Source organism: Paenibacillus sp. DS2015 (genome assembly GCF_050433705.1).
Taxonomy (GTDB): Bacteria; Bacillota; Bacilli; order Paenibacillales; family Paenibacillaceae; genus Paenibacillus_AQ.
The window spans coordinates 18216-38111 of the sequence record NZ_JBNPWS010000038.1; the positions used below are offsets into that span (position 1 = coordinate 18216).

14 protein-coding genes are annotated in these 19896 nt (G+C 41.4%); 1 reads left to right on the forward strand and 13 read right to left on the reverse strand.

Features of this window, described 5'->3' with window-relative positions; genetic code table 11:
* Positions 1-15: 15 nt before the first annotated feature.
* The 3 genes from J2T13_RS22950 to J2T13_RS22960 all read right to left on the reverse strand — a co-directional run bounded on the left by J2T13_RS22950 (position 16) and on the right by J2T13_RS22960 (position 4382).
* Positions 16-804, reverse strand: coding sequence for a DNRLRE domain-containing protein (locus tag J2T13_RS22950; RefSeq protein WP_429374713.1), 789 nt, complete (start codon positions 802-804; stop codon positions 16-18).
* A 383-nt stretch (positions 805-1187) separates the two neighbouring features.
* A complete protein-coding gene (gnpA, locus tag J2T13_RS22955) occupies positions 1188-3350 on the reverse strand; it encodes a 1,3-beta-galactosyl-N-acetylhexosamine phosphorylase (protein ID WP_429374714.1) in 2163 nt (720 codons plus the stop codon).
* A gap of 12 nt (positions 3351-3362) precedes the next feature.
* Positions 3363-4382 carry a glycoside hydrolase family 88/105 protein gene (locus J2T13_RS22960; protein WP_429374716.1) on the reverse strand — a complete coding sequence of 340 codons (1020 nt, stop codon included), beginning with the start codon at positions 4380-4382 and terminating at the stop codon, positions 3363-3365.
* Positions 4383-4604: 222 nt separating this feature from the next.
* Between J2T13_RS22960 and J2T13_RS22965 the strand changes: the two genes are divergently transcribed.
* Positions 4605-5546 carry a helix-turn-helix domain-containing protein gene (locus J2T13_RS22965; protein WP_429374717.1) on the forward strand — a complete coding sequence of 314 codons (942 nt, stop codon included), beginning with the start codon at positions 4605-4607 and terminating at the stop codon, positions 5544-5546.
* A 225-nt stretch (positions 5547-5771) separates the two neighbouring features.
* Here J2T13_RS22965 and J2T13_RS22970 read toward each other — a convergent pair whose 3' ends face one another.
* From J2T13_RS22970 to J2T13_RS23015, 10 genes are all read right to left on the reverse strand, one after another.
* On the reverse strand, positions 5772-6938 hold the full coding sequence (locus tag J2T13_RS22970; protein ID WP_429374718.1) for a DUF4317 domain-containing protein: 1167 nt from the start codon (positions 6936-6938) through the stop codon (positions 5772-5774).
* A 397-nt stretch (positions 6939-7335) separates the two neighbouring features.
* Positions 7336-8907: an S-layer homology domain-containing protein gene (locus tag J2T13_RS22975; protein WP_429374719.1), complete on the reverse strand. Its 1572-nt coding sequence runs from the start codon at positions 8905-8907 to the stop codon at positions 7336-7338.
* A complete protein-coding gene (locus tag J2T13_RS22980) occupies positions 8883-10703 on the reverse strand; it encodes an InlB B-repeat-containing protein (protein WP_429374720.1) in 1821 nt (606 codons plus the stop codon). The genes J2T13_RS22975 and J2T13_RS22980 overlap by 25 nt, the downstream gene beginning before the upstream one ends.
* Before the next feature lie 57 nt (positions 10704-10760).
* Positions 10761-11099, reverse strand: coding sequence for a hypothetical protein (locus J2T13_RS22985; protein WP_429374721.1), 339 nt, complete (start codon positions 11097-11099; stop codon positions 10761-10763).
* 541 nt (positions 11100-11640) lie between these two features.
* Positions 11641-14127 carry an S-layer homology domain-containing protein gene (locus tag J2T13_RS22990; RefSeq protein ID WP_429374722.1) on the reverse strand — a complete coding sequence of 829 codons (2487 nt, stop codon included), beginning with the start codon at positions 14125-14127 and terminating at the stop codon, positions 11641-11643.
* Between the two features lie 215 nt (positions 14128-14342).
* Positions 14343-14483, reverse strand: coding sequence for a hypothetical protein (locus tag J2T13_RS22995; RefSeq protein WP_429374724.1), 141 nt, complete (start codon positions 14481-14483; stop codon positions 14343-14345).
* A 109-nt stretch (positions 14484-14592) separates the two neighbouring features.
* A complete protein-coding gene (locus J2T13_RS23000; RefSeq protein ID WP_429374726.1) occupies positions 14593-14958 on the reverse strand; it encodes a LytR/AlgR family response regulator transcription factor in 366 nt (121 codons plus the stop codon).
* 121 nt (positions 14959-15079) lie between these two features.
* Positions 15080-16213, reverse strand: a complete 1134-nt coding sequence (locus tag J2T13_RS23005; RefSeq protein WP_429374727.1) for a response regulator — start codon at positions 16211-16213, stop codon at positions 15080-15082.
* Between the two features lie 19 nt (positions 16214-16232).
* Positions 16233-18020 (reverse strand): histidine kinase N-terminal 7TM domain-containing protein, encoded by a 1788-nt coding sequence (locus J2T13_RS23010; protein WP_429374729.1) that lies wholly within the window; start codon positions 18018-18020, stop codon positions 16233-16235.
* A 585-nt stretch (positions 18021-18605) separates the two neighbouring features.
* Positions 18606-19661, reverse strand: a complete 1056-nt coding sequence (locus J2T13_RS23015) for an NAD(P)/FAD-dependent oxidoreductase (protein WP_429374731.1) — start codon at positions 19659-19661, stop codon at positions 18606-18608.
* Between the last annotated feature and the right edge of the window lie 235 nt (positions 19662-19896).

Below are 19896 nucleotides of genomic sequence, written 5' to 3' on the forward strand. Positions count from 1 at the left end.
GTGTATATGAACCTTCTACAGAAACCGGTGTACCACTCGGAAAAGCGACTCATTCAACGTTGCCGTACCAATGTTGAATTGTGGTATAACATTCGTTTTATATATTCCATCATTCTCAACGCCTGTTATTTCAATATTCTTCATCTCTGAATATGTAATAATTAATTGCGGTTTATCCATATAACCATTAAATTCTCCACTATTAATATAATGATTCATATTAGTAATATTTGAAGCTACGGCATCTGCATATGAAAATGCCGATAGAATAAGTGTTGCTTTTGGGGTAGTCTTAAGAGATTCCTCTATAATATAGCTAGTAATATCAATCGGCCCAAGTATCGGTGCATTATTAGAAACAGGGATACTTTGTGTTGACCCTATTGTCGGTTTTGGAACAGTGTTAGAATTAACAAACCCTGCAACCCAGGAATGATTGGTACTTGTTGATACTTTTAATGAGAATGGAACTATTGATTGAATATCAGCAGTTGTCACTGGGAAGTAGAGACTAGCGCTTTCAATTTCATATCCGGCAGGGATTGTTGGAAGAGTAAACTTTAACAAACTTTGAGCTTCTGTATTATTATAGTAAGCCCTGTATCCTACACTTAGAACACCCTCCCCATCCTCATCAAGAAAATGACCAGAGCTTTCATATACTAACGTTGTGTCCTCTGTTGCATAAATCGTCTGTGAGTCCCCATCTGCTGCAAAAGCATCCTCAATATAAAAAAATCCTATTATCAACGAACTTACCACTACAATCAGCAAACTTACAACCGAAACAAGCTTCTTTCTCACCACACACGCCCTTCCAATACTAGTTAATTTTCGCAAAGCAGTTCTTCGACTTTCTCTTAACTACTATACGTAAAAATATCTCCTCGTCATAGTGAGCGTTGTCATCAATTTTGTCATATGACAAAATATATTTTTATGTATAATGATTAAGAACCATCCATATTAGACATACAATATGTGTGGAGTAAACAGAGACACACAGCATGATCTAATTTCGGGACGCCTAACCCAGGTTGCTGTATAAAGAAACCTTTTTTCAAATAAGTTAAGGGCGCATGGGTGTATCGCAGCAAAGAAGCTCAAGCATCGGCAGGACAGCCGCAGACTTGAGCCTCTTCAATGTAATAACCGTGGATCGCTTTCCCGTTCCTATGCCGATTTTATTAATCGCCAAAAGTTCTTATAATGGTGTCAAACGGATCTAATTCCATGGTTTGCTTTCCATATTCCGTATCTATAGTAGTTCTTTGAAGTTGATCGCTATTGTTAATAACAACCAATATTTTACTATCCGGATAATAGGCACACTCTGTATATAAGTTATCCGTAATGTACTTCGTTTCCTTTAACTCATTGCCCGCAAAGCGAATCATATTCAGCAGCAATCTTGTATTTTCAAAGCTGAATTCGAAAGAGGGAAGGTAGATCCCCTTTCCTTTACCGAAGGCATGAGTAGACAGCGTTATCATACCACTCTTTTCATCCACTACCGCAGCTGACCCATCGGTAAGATAAATGCTATTCTTTGGTGTTATGCTGGCTCCTTCAGGCATCAACCCATGCTCGTCCTTTACCACGTATGCCCATCTTCCATGAGCTACCCTTGCGCCTGTATCTTCATCCAGACCGAGAACATGTGCCATTCTGAAAAAGCTGTCGTAACCTTCAACCGCCGAAGGCTGGTTGATGCCAATAAAGGTACCGCCCTCATAAACCCATTGGGTCAGTACATCAACGCACTTATTGTCTTTCCAGTAATCCCCACCACTCCATGCTGAACCAGCAGAGCCGGCATTGATCACTACATCACATTCTTGTAGTACTCCCTGACGGATATCTTCAAAATCAATGAAGTGCACATCAATCGGTAATCCGGATAAAGCTTCAATAACATGAATCAAATCATGCATATACGTTTCATGGAAATGGCCGGACAATGTCCACGATCTTAATTTGCCCCAAGTGTGCAGAATGGCTACCTTTGTCTTCATTTGATAAGGTTTGCCTTTTTGGTGCAGCTCTTTAATTTCTCTGAATTCATTGGCAATCTTTTCGATATAATCGCAAAAATCCGGGTAAGGCTCTACAAGATGCAAATATCCACCCAGTCCAATCCGGTCAATAGGCTCCCGCAACAGAGCGCGCCGGATATTAATCCAATACTTTTTGGCATCAAGCGTAGGGTCCCCCCCCTCCATAAAGGTAGGAAGCCCGCCTAAGCCAATGGGAAACAAGTACGGATGCAGCCGAATCTCATGCGTATCCACTTTTGCACCGGAACACAGCCTTGCCTCAAAACCTGAGAACACACATTTAATCATCCCGTCAAATCCAAACTCCTCGAAGCGATCATTGTAAGGCTCCATGCCAACCCAGCTGTCATCATAGAAGACATACGCCAGCTTGTCGTGCCTATGTGCAATATCAATTAATTTCTTGCCAAATTCGATTACAAAATCATTAATAAATGCCATCCAATCCAGCTTGCGCTGCCTAGCCGGGATATGACTGACGCGATATTTCCCACCATTCACAAAATCCTCGGCCGTCATCGAATACCCATATTTCTTGGCAAACAAATCAAGTGCTCTTGAACTTACCGTAAAATCGTATGAGCCCCAGTCAGAGAACAGATGGCGATTACGCTCATTACTGCCCCAGATCCAGGAGAAATTATAAAAAAGGGATGTAAACCGAACAACTGTTGTTTCCTTATGACGGAGACACCAATCTTCCATCCAATCTAGCAGATAACTTTGCGTTTCTACATAGATGGGATCAATCTGCATTAAATGCTCTTTCTCCCAATTATTCGCGGTGTGATTGTACATAGAAATTTCTTCCCATATGCGGTAGACCATGAAGCTTACCGTGTATTTATGCCAAGAAGAAATACCGGTAATGACCACATTTCCCGATTCCCGATCATAATTCCACTGTTCTCTTGGAACTTCCTCACCGGTCGTTCTGTCACAAACCTGCCAATACTTAAGCGCCTCTTTGGAATCATTTATTCTGAATTGTTCAGCGAAAAAATCCTCCATCAAATAGACAGATAAATAATCTTGTACAGCTACTTTCGGATTTGTAATTAAGAAACACTGCTGCAGCTTATCAAGATTTTGGGACGCCCACTCGTTATGATCTCTAATGAAACAGATTGTAGAATAAATGCCGTACCCTGCGTTTATAATCTCATCTGACAACACAGTGCCGTCACTGTCACGGATGACATCGGCACCCCAACGTTCAGCTAATTCCAGGGTTAGTGCCTCATAACCGGATTCTCCCGGTAGTGTAAAGCTCCCCGTAGTTTGTTTAGACAACTTGAATTCCTCCTATTTAAGCATATCGGACAAGAAAGAGAGTGCTAAGCCTTGACCCCAGCCCTGTATCCAGTCTTTTGGAATATTACGATACCCTTCCCGATCTTTCATAACTGCTGTCCCGCCTGATACTCCCAGTACTCGTCCATCTTCGCTGATATTCTCAAGAACACCCTTCAGTGCCTTTTGCACATATTTGGTATGCAGCGGATTGCCGTTATTGATCATAGCAGCCGCAATACCGCAAGATGCGGATACTTCTTCATAGGACTTCTCGTCATCAAGTACCGTCCGCCACAAGCCGTTCTCTGTTTGGACAACCTTCAGTCCCGCGAGTTGATCCCGAAGCGAACACTCCACGTCCATGCACTGCGGATACAAATACCAATCTTTCAAAAGCATTTTCACTTGCGACATGGTATAAGCTCCCCAAGCATTCGCTCTCCCCCAGAATAATCCGGACATGTGATCCTGCTTGATATTATTGTAGCCATGGTACCAGAAACCGGTACTAGGGTCTTGCAGGTATTTGATATGCCAGTAATATTGATTTAAGGCATCCTGGATCATTTCCTGATCGTTTAATTTGGTTCCTACACGGAGCAGAAAAAATGCCGCCATAAACAATGTATCCGCCCATGCCTGTTCTGGAAAGTCATTCGCAACAGATACGGTATGCTGAAGAACATGGTCTCCAAATCTGAGCGCATCGTTCCGAATATAATCTACCTTGCTCATCACAATATCCCAATATTTCTGGTCCCCTGTTTCTTCATACAATGTGATCAACAAGTGGCCCATGGCACATGTGTTTACCGTCCAGTTCGGTAGGCCCAACTCGATATATTCATCTGTCCACTTAACAAGCATATCCAGATACTCTTTATTTCCTGTTGTTTTATAGGCTCTGGATACACCATAATAAGCCACACCGCAAGGCCAGTCCCACGTTAAATCCATCGCCATTGTTTTTCTGACAACTTTGTCGATGACTCCTAACATCTCTTCCCGGTCATAATCTAACTGAAGCAATTTTATTCTCCTCTCTTTCGCACACGCCTCCAGAGGCATCTGAGAGCTGTTCGCCCTATTGAAAGCGCTTTATTAACTCTATTGTAAACATAAAAATGGTCTAAATCTAAGCATATTCAAAGAAAAACTGCGCAATTTCAACCATTTATTTTTTGTCACAACTTGAAATTGGCATATCGTTAACCTATAATCAACTCAAATCAACGTATGGGAGCATCGAATATGCCCAGAAAAAAGAAGCCCGTCATTGAATACCGTCACTACAGCTTGCCGATAAACTTCCCTATCTTGCTTTTAAGCGGTGAACGTTGGAAAATTTCCGATATTAGAAGTGAACATCTCCATTTCCATAACCATTTGGAGATTGGCATTTGCCATTCGGATAGCGGGATCATGGAGATCAAAGGAGAATCAGTACCTTTTAAAGCTGGCGATGTAACCTTCATCCCTAGGTATCTTCCTCATACAACTTATAGTTCGCCAAATACAGCCAGTCTTTGGTCCTATATCTTTTTTTCACCAGAGGACCTCTTTCAACATTCATTTAAAAGTGCTCACAACAATTTCGAGCCGAATTTGTGGGTGGTGAAGGGAATGAACTGTATATTGAACAAGGAGCAACATCCCAAGGTTTATACACTTGTGACTTCGATCGTAGAGGAATTAAAGCAACAGAATCCTTACTACCAGGAAAGTGCCTACGGCTTATTGCTATCCCTTTATATAGAGCTCCTTAGAATTCATTCCAGGAATGAAAAATTGGTAGATCAAGAAACAGAGCATAGCCTGCACGGCGATTTTGCCATCTCTCCAGCACTGGAGTATATTACTAAAAACTATATGAAACCCATTGCTATCGATTTTTTGGCTGATCTGTGCCACCTAAGCACCACTCATTTCCGAAGAAAATTCCATGAAATTATGGGGACTGCACCTCTAGATTTCCTAAACAGCACACGAATTGAAGAAGCCTGCAAGCTGTTAAAAAGCACGGAAGATTCGATTCTTTCGATCTCCGAACAAGTCGGTTTCCTGTCCATTTCCAGCTTCAACCGCTGCTTCTCCAAGCTTATGAGAGAGTCGCCCAAAGAGTGGCGTAAAGGGGCACAATCCGAAGCGCAATCCGCGAAAGCGTCTATACTGGAGTTCACGGGATGGGTATAGGTTAGTAGTAAGTAACAAGATGGATGCTCTATTTTCCAATTAGACCAAAATGTAAAAATAAAGACGCTCCGGGGAGCGATTCCCGAGCGTCTTCTTTCGTTCCTTCATATCGATGAATCCACATGGGATGAGTGCTGAAGGAAGACTAAACTTAGATGTGGCTGTATCACCTCCGCAAACCTATTCAAAGGCTGCAACCACTTCAATCCATGCTGTCAAACGAGTCTAAATGGTCTCTGTACTGAGTGTGAATCCTTCGATCACTGCATCTTCATCGATCTCAATCAGAATGCATCGTCTCCCTTGAAAATTCACCTGTTTTACATACTTTAAATCCTGCGGGCTGACCGAAATCGTGGCTACCTTTGTGTCGATCTTAATCGATTTTGACGTAAATTTCGGCATAACGCTGCTTGCCTTCATTTCATAGTTCCTATCGTCGACGATTGTTTGGAATGCCAGTTCCACTTTTTCCGGTGTCACGTTCTCTACGCCACTCGCCGTCAGCACGCGTTCCACATCTTTATAATCCAACTTCGGTGGTTCTTCCTCATCCTCGTTGGTTTCGATTACCTGGTAGATTTCCTCGTACACCTGTGCGAGAGTGGTTACGTCGAGTTGTTCGCCCGCCACTTCCTTCACGATGTCTTCAAATATAGCCCTCTCTTCCAGTGCCGTCATGGATCTTTCGGCATTTAAGACCTGTCCGATGAAGTGCGGATCTGGATAATTCGATTTCGCCGTACAATACAGAATGCGGTTCACATCGGAATAGTTATCCGTCACGCTAGGGTAAAAGAACCCTTGCTCCGGCGAACTTAACTTGATAATCGGATCAACAATGACATTGTACTTAAACTCCCTCTCCACATAATCGAACAAGAGAGTTTTCTTTTGCTTCTCCGTGGAATTCACGCTGCATAGAATGAACGGATGCGCGAACATTTCGTCCTTCCCGCTCTCTTCGGCTTCTTCATTCCTGCCCTTGGTCGGTCGGAAATACTGTCCACGAGCAAACGTGACCACTGTATCCCGTTCATACTTGGCATCCACCAACATTTTATCCACCAACAGCAGCATCAGGTCCTTCCATTCTTCAGGATCACCTGTCACCAAAGCTTGGTGAAGCAGCACCCGCGTTGGCTCCTCTGCTTCCTCCTGAAACTTCAACTCGAACAACTTCTGATCCAATTCACCGGTCAGCAGTTTTTTGAAATTCCCCATATGCAGCTCCTGCTTCTCTCTCTCCACCAGAGCAAACGCCTGGCGTTCCCAATGATAGACCTCGTTGCTCTCCTTCATAATATACACGTTGAGAATGTCGTTAATATTCATCATATCGTGATCCAGCTTAAATTGCTTACGTATATGCGCGACTTCTTTCTTTATCATGGATTGTGAAACAGCTCCTAAGAAGTAATTTGGTTTTATCAGTATAACCGATATATAATCCCTTCGCTACGAAATTCAATGCTCACTGAGCCGTAAAGGAAATTCTTATGATAATGCGGTGGCAGAAGCGACATTTAAACTATAAAGACAGAATCAATCAATGACGTGAATTTTCACATGTTTGAACAACTAGCTCATGAACTGTTTGATTACGTCAATGGGTACGTAGCCACTTATAAAAGTTGTTCAATTTAGTGTTGACAGTCCAATATCATCTGATCTAATCAACATCATAACGATTCATTTATTCTAACAAATGGACAATAAGGTCATACATCGGTTAGCAAAGCGCCAACTGATGTATGACCTTTAAATGTTACTACTTTGAAATAAATAACTAGATCATGCCGGATTCTTTTAGTAATCTCTCGATCATAGTAGCTACCTCAGCTCTTGTAATTAACGATTTTGGTTTCAATGCACCACCATCTCCACCATTCACGATTCCCGCATGTAAGGTTAAAGCTACATCATTTTGGGCCCATGCTGCAATCTGACCTGAATCCGCAAATTTCTCCAGAGCATGAATATCTACTTGAACGGTCAATCCGGTAATTTTCATCGCTCTAGCCAGCATACTCATTGCTTGTTCTCTTGTAATTGTATCCGTCGGTTTAAAGCTTCCATCCGAATAACCATTAATAATTCCATACTTATATGCTGCCTTCACATAGTCTAAGTACCAATCCGATTGATTAACATCCGAGAATGGTGCAGTGCCTGGCTCTACTTCTATCCCCAGTGCACGAACAATAATGGCAGCAAATTCTGCTCTGCTGATGAGCTTATCTGGTTGAAACAAACCATTACCCGTGCCACTTATAATCATTCTGGAAGCCATATTGTTGACAGCATCTTTCGACCAATGATTCTCCACATCTACGAACGATACTGGATTCCATATCAAAGCATATATACTATTGGATAGGCTATGAATGGCTGCAAAATTTTTGCCGTTCATACGTTCGATCTTCGTAGGAACATGACGGAGAGTTCCGTCTTTTCCAATCACCACAGCAGTTGAAATTTTACTTATGTCTGTTCCATCCGGCAAAGCAATGAAACGTTCAATATAAACCTGAAATTTGGAAAGTTCAATTTTTTGATTTCCAGAAGCTACATACACACTAAAATGTACAGGTGGCACAACAAGTGTATAACCACCAGTTTTCAGTGAGTTTGCTACAAGCTTCTCTTCCTCAGTAGTCAACTTAGAAATTTCAATAGACAATGCAAGTGTCTCCAACGATTCAACAGCTAATTGCTTAGCAATGATGTCCATATCAATTTCTGACGTAGGCAATCTATACTGACCATCTCTAGTTGACAGTACAATAATAATATTCTTTCGCGCCAAATCTTTAACCAATTGACCATTCAATAATAAAGTGACCTTATCTACATCGAGATCCAACGGAATTGTAATTTGTGTGTTTGCTTCATTGCCCAACATTTGCAACAATAATTGTGCATCGATAGATACAGTTGCAATATCCTGACCATTTTGCTTCGTAATCTTCAGAATACCAATCTTTTCTTGGCGATCATTCACTTTAATATTAATATATGGTACTGTGCCGTCCGACGACTCCGTAATATATTGTACTGCGCCATTCGACTCCGTACCATTACCACTAGGAGCTCTGTATGTCCATTTCGCATATAGTGTTACATCGTTTGCCGGCATGAATTCTGTGAGAAAATCCCACTGATTCACAGTACCGGCTTCCTTATACCAACCGCCAAAGCTATAGTTTAATCTTGTAGGAGATGTTGGGGCTATGATCTTGCTGCCATAAGTTGCAGTAATGACGCCAACCGTACTCCCAAGTTGGCTATCAAAGTTTACTGAATAACTATTCACGCTATACTGTGCCTTCACCGTTAAGGCACCAATAACATCCCCCAAAGCAACATCCCATCCTGTAAATGTGTGCCTACACGGCTTGGATTCGTAGGGGCTGTTGCTCCGCTTCCATGGTTCACCATCTCCGTTTTCAGCACGGTTCCATCCCAATCCTCGAATATTACCGCGTAGCTGTTCAGTATCCAGTTCGCATATAGCGTTATATGATTTGCTGGGATAGTTTCTGTTGCGAAATCCCACTGACTCTGTGTTTCAGCTTCTTTATACCAGCCACTAAAGGTGTAACCCACTCTTGTAGGATCTGTTGGAGCGGTGATCTTGCTGCCATAATTTGCAGCAGTAATGTCATCAACCATACTGCCACCTTGACTATCAAAAATTACCGTGTAACTGTTCACGCTATACTGAGCCTTCACCGTTAAGGCACCAGTAATATTCCCAAACGCAACATCCCATCCTGTAAATGTGTGGCCTACTCGGCTTGGGTTCGCAGGGGCTGTTGCTCCACTTCCGTGGTTCACCGTTTGGTTTTTCAGCACGGTTCCATCCCAATCCTCGAATATTACCGCGTAGCTGGCTAATGACCATTTCGCATATAGCGCTATAGTATTTGCTGGGATAGTTTCTGTTGCGAAATTCCACTGATTTATGGAGCCTGCTTCTTTATACCAGCCACCAAAGGTGGCATTCGCTCTTGTAGGCGGTGTTGGAGCACTGATCTTGCTGCCATAATTTGCAGTGATGTCAGCAACCGCACTGCCACCTTGACTATTGAAAATTACCGTGTACCTGTTCACGCTATACTCAGCCTTCACCGTTAAGGCACCAGTAATATCCCCAAACGCAACATCCCATCCTGTAAATGTGTGGCCTACTCGACTTGGATTCGTAGGAGCTGTTGCCCCACTTCCATGGTTCACTGTCTCTGTTTTCAGCACGGTTCCATCCCAATCCTCGAATGTTACGTTGTATGATGAAGGTCCCGATGTTAAATGACGAAGAATCCATGTATCATAAGAAACAGCACCACTTATTTTTTCATTTGCTATATATGATAATTGACCATCTACATCCTGAAACAAAAATCCAATTGCGGAATTGCCCTCTAATTCAGGATAATTAGGAGTTGATTGATTTTGTAGAACCCCTGCATTGTTATATTGTTTAAGGTAGTGATTATTTACTATATTATCATTAAAAGAATAACTTAAAATAAATCCATCATCAGAAATGATAGGTTCATTGACGGCTCCCCATGTATAAAGGGTATCAACAAACATTTCATTCGTGTACGGTGTACCATCAGCATTATAGATACGATAATAAATACTGCGGGTAGGATGGTCATTAACATCTGCTCCAACTTTTTTGTGATAAACAAATAAAAACTTATTGTTAGAGAGCGCTTTTACATACTGATTGCCATTTGGAGTTTCTGTATTTGTGCCATATACAAAGCTATTCTGACCTCCTACTTGTATAGGAGTTGTTCCCGTGTCATTGAAAATCATTCCAAGATAAGTAGTATTATAATATGAAATAGATATCATAAATTGTCCTGATTTGTTTGCTGCAATACGGTGATTGTACTGTGAACCTGATATACCAGCCAATCCAGTAATGGAAAGTTGATTCGCATCTACCGCAACTCCTGTTGTCGTAAATCTACGTAGAGCATAACTCCCCTCATTGGTATCCCATACAAATGCTAGATTGCCATTCGACAACTCGGTAACTTCTGTAAACCGATTAAGTGATCCAGGAGAAGAGTTAATTTTAGTTGGTGCAAGCACTTGAGTACCCGATTGATCAATTATTTTAAAATACGTATCAGTCAATCCATTCGAACTAGAACTGCTATACCAATAGATTAGAATATTACCATTTGAAAGCCCTTAATAAAAAATGTCCGGAGGAATATTTGATGTTGTAGGCGATACTGGTTCAGAAGGTATGGTGTCAACAGTACCGTTAGAATGAACAACCGAAAAATATTGTTTAACAGTATTCATCTCTTGATTTTCAGCCCAATCAAACCAAGGTATAAATAATTTATTCCCCACAACTGCTGGAGTTGCAGTTAATAATGAATCTAGATCATCTGTAATTTCCATATCGATACGATTTGTACCCATATCTAATGAAATTGATGCTGTTGCTTGACTAAACGGAAACATAGGAAGTATCAGTAACACTACAAATAAACACCGTATGTACTTAATAAAAGTTTTCAAAATCTCACTCCTTCATTATAATAGCCGTATTCTCAAAGATTAACCCGGGTATTGACGCAGCTGCATACATAGGTGAAGCCAAAGGTTGCAGTAACAACTGGAGACGAATTCAGTTAAATAACACCATATTTCTACTTTCTCTTAACAACAATACATATAAATCTCTCCTCGTCATAGTGAGCGTTGTCATCAATTTTGTCATATGACAAAATGTATTTTTTGTGAAATAATCCAACATTCAATATTCGATACCTCACGACCTCTATTATCCAACGCAGCATCCAATGTTTTACCGCCTTTTCCAAATCCGGGGGAGCCATTCCCGAGCGTCTTCGTACGATACACAAGGTATTTCAACCCTGTATCATTTCAACATGAGTAAGCCACTGACTCCACACGTGTGGAGTAACCATTCTTCCAATAATAGAAACTGAGCATTCGTTTCTTAATTAAGTTAATCCCTAAGTTATAAAAAAGGAAGACAAAAATACGGTAGATACTGTTTTAATAGTACCTACCGCATTCAAGTAACTTTAAACTTCTACTCTATATCTAATGAAAGACCGAGACTCACGTTCAGCATGCGCAAGATCATGAGTAACGACTCGGCTCTCGTAGCCGTAGCGTTAGGCTTGAATGAACCGTCACCAGCGCCTTTCACGATACCACTATCAGATAATGCGTTAATCGCATCCTCTGCCCAGCTTCCAGAAACATCGCTGAACTTCGTTGGATTTGATGTTGAAGTTGTGTTCATGACTTTCGAAATCATAGCCACAATTTCGGCTTTAGAGATGGTCTGATTAGGCTTAAATGACCCGTCTGAGTAGCCGTTAATAATACCACTAGATTTTAAAGCGTTGATTGCATCTGCCGCCCAATGACCTTTGGAGTCCTTAAAGTTGGAATTACCCGTAGGCTCTAAACCAAGAGCTTTCACTAACATAGTCGCAAATTCTGCTCTAGTTACTGTAGCGTTTGCATGGAATGATCCATCCGCATAACCTTTGATAATCCCAAGCTTAGTCGCTAATTCGACTGCTTTAGCTATTGGGGAATCTTTGGGCACATCATTGAATGCTACTGCAGGTACAGAGTTTGCCTTTTCTAATAGAGCCTTGATTACATCGATATTTACCTTCTCGTTGTAGAATGGCTTAGGAGTTGCTGTTGGTGCTTGTGTTGGTGCTTGTGTTGGTGCTTGTGTTGGTGCTTGTGTTGGTGTTGCAGTAGGTGTTGAACCCGGACCCGTTGAAGGGTTACTAGTTGGAGGGGTAACTACAACTGGTGGTTCAACAACCACTGGTGGTGCAAGATCAACAGTAACTTTGTAATCTTGGTACGATTCATCTTCGGCATAAACTGTGTAGGTAACAGGATGTGTAAAGTTATTCAATGTTACACCAGACTCCTGTGTAATATCTCCTACCTTGACAGATGCTCCTGTAGTAGTGAAGTGCGATGATAATGCAGTTAAATCTACATTAGAAGGTACTAGTACATCTACTGTCTTATCAGCCTGATTGATTATCCCAGATTTATTCAAAACTGAGAAAGTGCCTAAATCCTTCGATGAGTTTGGTGTCGGTATTACTGCTGCGCGACTTACATTAACCAAGTAATCTTGATACGATTCATCTTCTGCGTAAACAGTGTAGGTAACTGAACTCGTGAAATTATTCGATGTTACACCAGACTCCTGTGTAATATCTCCTACCTTAACAGATGCACCAGCAGAAACAGTGAATATTGATGCTACATCATCTAAGTCGGTATCAAAAGGTACCCTTACATCTACTGTTCTATCATCCTGATTAATTGACCCCTCATTTCCTAGCAATGAAAATTGGGTTATTTGCTTCTCCGAACTCGGTGCCACTACTTTAACCAAGGTATTAACAATAATAGGTGACCCACCTATATAATCATTACCTGCTTTAACAGTACCAATATAGATGTTTAGCGAAGCAACATAACTACCTAAAGTGTCTAGAGAATCTAAAGTGACTTGATATAAAGGTCCATCCTTAAAAGGAATATCTGAATACAAGTCTAAAACTAAATACTTCGCACTAGGCGATGACATGTTAAGTATATATGGAGTATTCATATACACATCTTCTCTAGCTACAAGCGGTTTGTAGTACCCCTCTGTATACTCATCATCCTCGTCAATGTAAGACTCCACAGAGAACTCCGTTGGATTAAACTCCAAAGTGGTTTTAATCCTATTGACGCCATTTTCGTTGATATTGGTAGTACCACTAGCTGATACAGTAACTACAACAGGCTCTCCAGGTTTGTAGGAAGCCTTGTCCGTGGTTAAACTTAGCGTCATATTGGGAAGTACGTTGACAGTCACCAAGTAATCGTGAGTACTCGCATCGGATACACTGTGTATTTTATAAAGTACGGGCGAAGAAAAATCAACAGCATCAACATTAGATTTCTGAGCAACCCCATTAATCTCAGCGTAAAATCCGTTGTGACTGAATTGAGGCTTAATGTTGGTTAAGTCTGTACCGTATGGGACAGTAACCTCAACACTATCGGTATCATTATTAATTTTCCCAGCAATTCCATTAATACTGAAATTCATGAGATCGTTTGAAGTAGGTAATTCTGAAGCGTACCCCTTTACCGTGTAATTCCGGTATGTCCCATCCCCAGAGGTTACTTTGAATATCATAGGATTGTAAACATACCAGGAATATGACCCAGGGACTGGCCAGTCCTTGACCCCATTATTATAAGAAATCGAGGACCCATCTGAAATGGCAAGATTAATATAATAGGGTGTTTGCCCCAAATTAGTACCAGGCGGTAGATAGAAATCAACAGTACCAGTATTATCACTGTAGTTTACAATCTTACCTTCGTATTGGCCCAAGTTAATATAATTAATTACGTTTGTCAAAGCAGGTGTTTCATCGCCCCCGTCCGCTGAAACCAAACTACCAAACATTGAAAAAACTAAAATAAGTGCCATAAAAACTGATACTAAACGCTTTGAACCATTTCTTATCATGTAGTTACCTCCGCTGAATCTATTTATATTGTCGCTATGCTGTAGTTAAAGCATGCGTTAACATACGAGATGTTCCATTTAAAAATTTTGTCGCATTCACTACTCTCCGCCTTGAAAAGTTTTTTCATACTAACACTGCATCTACAAATAACATATCCCCGATTTTTGGGGGGGAGGTGTGAAATTTTAAGATATACCTCGTAATACTATAATCTTTATTTTTCAGCATGCTGCTGCACATCGAAGCCACCCCCAGCAAATGCTTTGCCACCTCCAACAAACAACCCATTCAATCCACCTACTACCATCAACATCACTAACATGATGGAAGTTCCTTTCTTATAAACACTTTGCACACCATTTCCCCTTTCAAATATTCAACCTATTCGTAACAAAGACAAGCATAACAAACCCCAATGACAGCAGAATGACAAACTTCGGCAAAAAAGGCTAAGGAGCCAATGGTTAAGTCCCCGCTTCAGAAAGTACTCTTAACACCGTTTTGTGAAGTCTGCCCTGCTCCACGGGCTTCACTATGTAATCATAGGCATTCACTTCGAATGCATCCGATGCATATTCTTTATAGGACGTGACAAATACTAGCTTCATACGTCTGTCGCTCCCTCTTAATCGTTTGGCAAAATCAATACCATTCTCTTGTTGCAGCTTAATATCTAGAAATACCAAATCCACCTCATGATTCATCAAATACGAGAATGCAGCCGCAGTCTCCTGGAAACTTCCCACAATCTCGATCTCTTCTACCTTAGCGAGCATTCTTCTCATGATTAGATGCATGGCCTTCTCATCATCGATAATGACGACCTTCAAAATACATCCCTCCTCATTTACTACAAGAACTAAAGTATAACCAAACCCAATGACAGCAGAATGACAAACTTTAGCACCAAAAAGAGCCCTTCATCTGAAGGGCTCTTCATCTACCTGTATTCTATGAATCTAGCACTGACATCAGATGGCTATATAGTGCAGATACTTCGTAGGATGGGGTTATTCCAAGCTCTCTATACAATGTTTTCTCGAATTGAATATATTGTCGGTTCAATGCTTCTTTGTTCTTCGTTAGAGCCAAGGCCCTCAAATATAGCTTAATTGTTCCTTCTTCTAGCTCGTTACGGGTGATTAACTTTATTATTAGTCTAATTGCTGTTTGCGTATCACCTCGGATTAATAACGCCTCGCATAACCGCTGGGTAAAGGATGTATACATTAACGACAGGCGTTCGACCTCACTCCGAGCCCAAGGGAAAACACGATCCCCGAATAAATCGCCAGTGTAGCGCTGTTCAAGCTCAACTGCCTGTTCGATACAGTTTTCATCCACTACAGCCATCTGCTTGCAGCCTTCTTCAAAACTAAGGAAATCTACATCGACCTGGGTATGATCTAACGCATAATAGCTACTGTTGGAATGCACGATCTCCTTGAGTCCATAATTATCTAACAATTTACGAAGCTGATAGACTGTTGTGTTTAGGTAGGTTTCGCCGTTCTTTATAGGCATTTCACCAAACATATCTTCAATGATTCTAGCTCGTGACACAAGTCTGCCTTTATGCATTAACAAATAGCCAAAAAGCTCCGCGCTTTTGCTAGTTTTCCATTTAACTAACATGTTCTGAGCACTTCGAATCTCCATACCTCCTAGACAATGAAACAGAACTCGTCTAGAGGAAGAGTCTTGTTCGACCGATCCCTTTTGTGACACCATTTCGGATAGCGCCCGCTTCACAGTATGATAAAGCCTGTCTTGATTAACCGGCTTCACTATGTAATCAAATGCATATACATCAAATGCAGGAAGTGAATATTCTTTATGTGAGGTAACGAACACGATTTTCATTTGTCTGCCGCTCTCTCTTAACCGCCCGGCAAACTCAAGTCCGCTTTCCTTAGGCATATTAATATCCATAAAGATCAAATCCACATCTTGGTTTGTCAAAAATGAATAGGCCGTCGACGTTTCCTGGAAGCTCCCTACGATCTCGACATCATTAACCTTGCCAAGCATTCGCTTCATCACGATATGCATGCCCTTCTCGTCATCGATAATAACAACCTTCATACGATTTCCCCCTTCCATCTTAATGTTCAGATTGATTCGAAGCTACTGGAGGCGTCGGGAGGGAGAAATAGAAGGTGCTACCTTGCGTAAGCGCTCTGTCAAACCAAATATCTCCTCCGTTTAAGCGAACAAATTCCTTGCACAGTGTGAGTCCCAGCCCGACACCTCGTTCTCCATCGGTTCCCAAAGATGAGACTGGATAGGCTTCCTGTAATAACGATTCTGCTTGGTCGGCAGGTATGCCCAATCCTGTATCACTTACAGCGACTATTATTTTGCCATCCGCATGCTCGGCTTTTAATCGAATGCTCCCGCCGTATTCCGTAAATTTAATCGCATTTGATAGAAGATTACGGATAATTAAATCTAGCATTTCTTTATCTGCGAATACATAGAGCCCATCCGATATCTCGGATATAATATGTATATTTTTGCCCGCGCTGCGAACTTGTATCAATCGTATATTTGTCTGAACCGTGTGGCCTAAATCCCTTATAACCGGGTTAAAAACCATACCGGCCCTCTGACTCTGAAACCATTCAAGCAAACTTTCTACTAATGTAAATGTATTCTGAATTTGATGCCCCATTTCATGGACGATTTCATCATGACTCTCACCACAAGTCTGCATCTCTTCCTCCATGAGCTCCATCAGGTTAATGAGTACGGCAAGAGGATCGCGGATATCATGGGCGACTACATTAAACATCTTGTCCTTGAAAGTATTCAGCTCTGCCAGCTGTCTTGATTTATATAGCAGTGCTCCCTCGTTGCGAACTGTTTCCGTTACATCACTTAACAAAAGCATTTTAGCAACGATTTTTTGCTTATTGTCGCTAATAACCGATAAATGAACATTATAGAATTTGGCATCCACTCTTCCAGAAATTTGTATCTTGTTATCCGAGAATGGCTCTTGCTGAATAAGCCTCTCTACAAGCTTGGGATACGAGGAGAAGATCTGTACCGCAGGCTGTCCGATCACATGATTACGATTTAAACCTTCAATCGCCTGACTCGCCGACTGATTAAAGCTGGCAATACAATGATCCAGATCCAGTACAATGACCGCATCCTGCATCGACTCAAATACCTTTTGCATAGCAAAAGGAGCCATCCTCAGCATATTAAACTGATAAATCCCCCACATATAGCACACACCTGAGAAAAGAAATCCAAATGGAGTGAAATCAATAGATAGGTTGGTCACACCGCTTAAATAGATAAGTGTACCTCCATAGGGTCCACAGGAGCCTATGATCATAAGGGCAATTTGTTTCTTCATTCGAGGTGTCGCTTTACGATACATTTGGATCAATAACCCCATACCTATAATAAAAAGGGTATACGAATTCGTCACATGCACCCAATACAATGGCCCTTTAATCAAGGAAACCAGCGGGAAGCTCTCTGAACTATCCATCGTCATACTCTTATAAAATAAATGATGCGACTCATTCGTATAATGAGCCACAAGTGTAGTCATGGGAATGACCATCAGCAATGCAACAACCCATTTGCGTATAAACGCCTGACGGCCTGTATATTGCAATACCATAATAATCCAGATCATAGATCCAAAGGGAACACCAATATATTCTACGCGAAGCCAGACACGCATTATATCCAAAGTAGGACTAATAATCTCAAAAGCATATCCGAAGGTATATAATGCGCCTGCCAACATACCCAAGCCGTAACTAATTGCAATCGGAAGCTCTCTTCTTTTCCATGAGAGAAAGACCATACTTAAGGTGCCGCAAGTAGCAACTATTAGTAGAGCTGATAAATACAGGTTGTAATTCATTGTTAAACTAGCCCCACTTGTCATATTTTATTATTCTTGTCCCGCTATAAAACTATCTATTCAAAAAAAATATTCCCAAATGTGACTATAATCACTTATTTTAGCACTATTCTATGAAATTCGACAATTTTTTTCTTTCCTAGGAGAGCTAATCTATGTCTAGAGCACTACTCCAGCACTCCCGCCGTCAATGGGAATTGCTGGATATATAGGGTGGGGGAGGTTTGTAAGCTTGATTTAGTTCTTAAGACTAAAAGTCTATTGTCGTGCGGTCGAGTTTCCAGGCTACAATTTTTTCTCGCTGCCATATCGACTTTTAGAATCGAGAAAGAACCAGACAATAGCAATGTCCGGTACCGTCTTTCTCTGCTCTTGGTATACTTTACTGTCTGTCTCTTAAACGCTTCATTAAATCGTTGTCGTTGTTCCCCCATACAAAAGCACTTTCTTAAGGGAATAATATCCAAAAGACACAACAACTAGTAAATCTTTCGTATCGTTTGCGAATACGGTCGTCACAGATTAAGCTCAAGCATAGATTCCAATCCATTGATCTATTTGAAAACTCCTTCTCCGTGTCAACCCTTAGGTTCGCTGTTCATACAAATGTTTAACCAGTTTTTGATTTCTCTCTTTAAATATTTCATGATGCGAAGAAACTCTTCCTGTCTCTTCCGCCCCCGGATCGATATATTGCTTGGCTTTGTTGACTGCATTGGCTGCGTCCTGGAATGCTCCTGCGATTAAGTGAAGTTTTCCTTCATGATGTAAAATATCTCCGGCTGCAAACAATCCCGGAACCGACGTTTCGCTCATGGGGTTGCCGCCAATATAGTACTCATCCTTCATTCTAATATTCAGGTTGTTTTTCGATGTCAGCTCTTTATCTCGTTCATAACCGTGATTAATGATCACATCATCCACCTTAAGCACGAATCGAGCGCCGTCTTCTCTATTGACCAACTCAACCTTTTCGATGTTCTCATGATTTTCTCCGGCAATCAGCTTGTCAATCGTTGTGTTAAGCAAGCATTCAACGGAGCTGTCGAATAGACGAGCCACATCTGCTTCATGTCCCTTCAGCATATCTTTCCGGTACGTTAAATATACTTTTTTCGCAATCGGCTCCAATTCATTAGCCCAGTCAACAGCGGAGTTCCCACCGCCGGAAATCAATACGGTTCTTCCCTTAAAACGTTCGAGCGATTTGACGACATAATGTAAATTGCCCACCTCAAACCGCTCCGCGCCTTCTACTTCCAATTTAATCGGCTTTAAGATGCCGCCGCCAATCGCTATAATGACCGTTATCGAGAAATGGGGTTTACTCGTTGCCGTACGAATGACAAATAAACCATCTTCATCTTTATTGATTGATGTTACCTTTTCCCCCAGCACTACGTCTGGATCAAACGTCAACCCTTGTTGAACCATCTGCTCAATTAATTTAGCACCAGGAGCCGGTATTAGCCCTCCGACATCCCAAATCATTTTCTCCGGATATACGTTGACCTTTCCTCCCAAATAGGGCTGGAACTCGATGATTTTGGTCTTCATTCCTCTTAAACCGCTATAGTAAGCAGAAAAAAGTCCTGCTGGGCCACCGCCGATAATCGTTACATCATACAATTCCGTATACATCTAGAATCCTCCTCCTGATCCAAATACCAACTCATGGCGCTATGCCTTCGATTAGCAAGCAAATATAAGAAATAAGGCTCCCCCACCACCCATGGTAATAAGGTAAGTACCGCTTTCCAATATGTGCCCCAGATGCTGCCTACAATTCAAGCAGCGACGAATTAGTCGTTTTCTTGCGTTAATTGCAGGGACAGTACAAGCGCTAATGAACACTTGTATGTCTTAATAGTAAAGG

Bases quoted from the DNA above. Each gene is read 5' to 3' on its own strand.
- J2T13_RS22965 (WP_429374717.1), top strand. From the start codon at position 4,605: ATGCCCAGAAAAAAGAAGCCCGTCATTGAATACCGTCACTACAGCTTG.
- J2T13_RS22970 (WP_429374718.1), bottom strand. From the start codon at position 6,938: ATGATAAAGAAAGAAGTCGCGCATATACGTAAGCAATTTAAGCTGGAT.
- J2T13_RS22990 (WP_429374722.1), bottom strand. From the start codon at position 14,127: ATGATAAGAAATGGTTCAAAGCGTTTAGTATCAGTTTTTATGGCACTT.
- J2T13_RS23005 (WP_429374727.1), bottom strand. From the start codon at position 16,213: ATGAAGGTTGTTATTATCGATGACGAGAAGGGCATGCATATCGTGATG.
- J2T13_RS23010 (WP_429374729.1), bottom strand. From the start codon at position 18,020: ATGAATTACAACCTGTATTTATCAGCTCTACTAATAGTTGCTACTTGC.
- J2T13_RS23015 (WP_429374731.1), bottom strand. From the start codon at position 19,661: ATGTATACGGAATTGTATGATGTAACGATTATCGGCGGTGGCCCAGCA.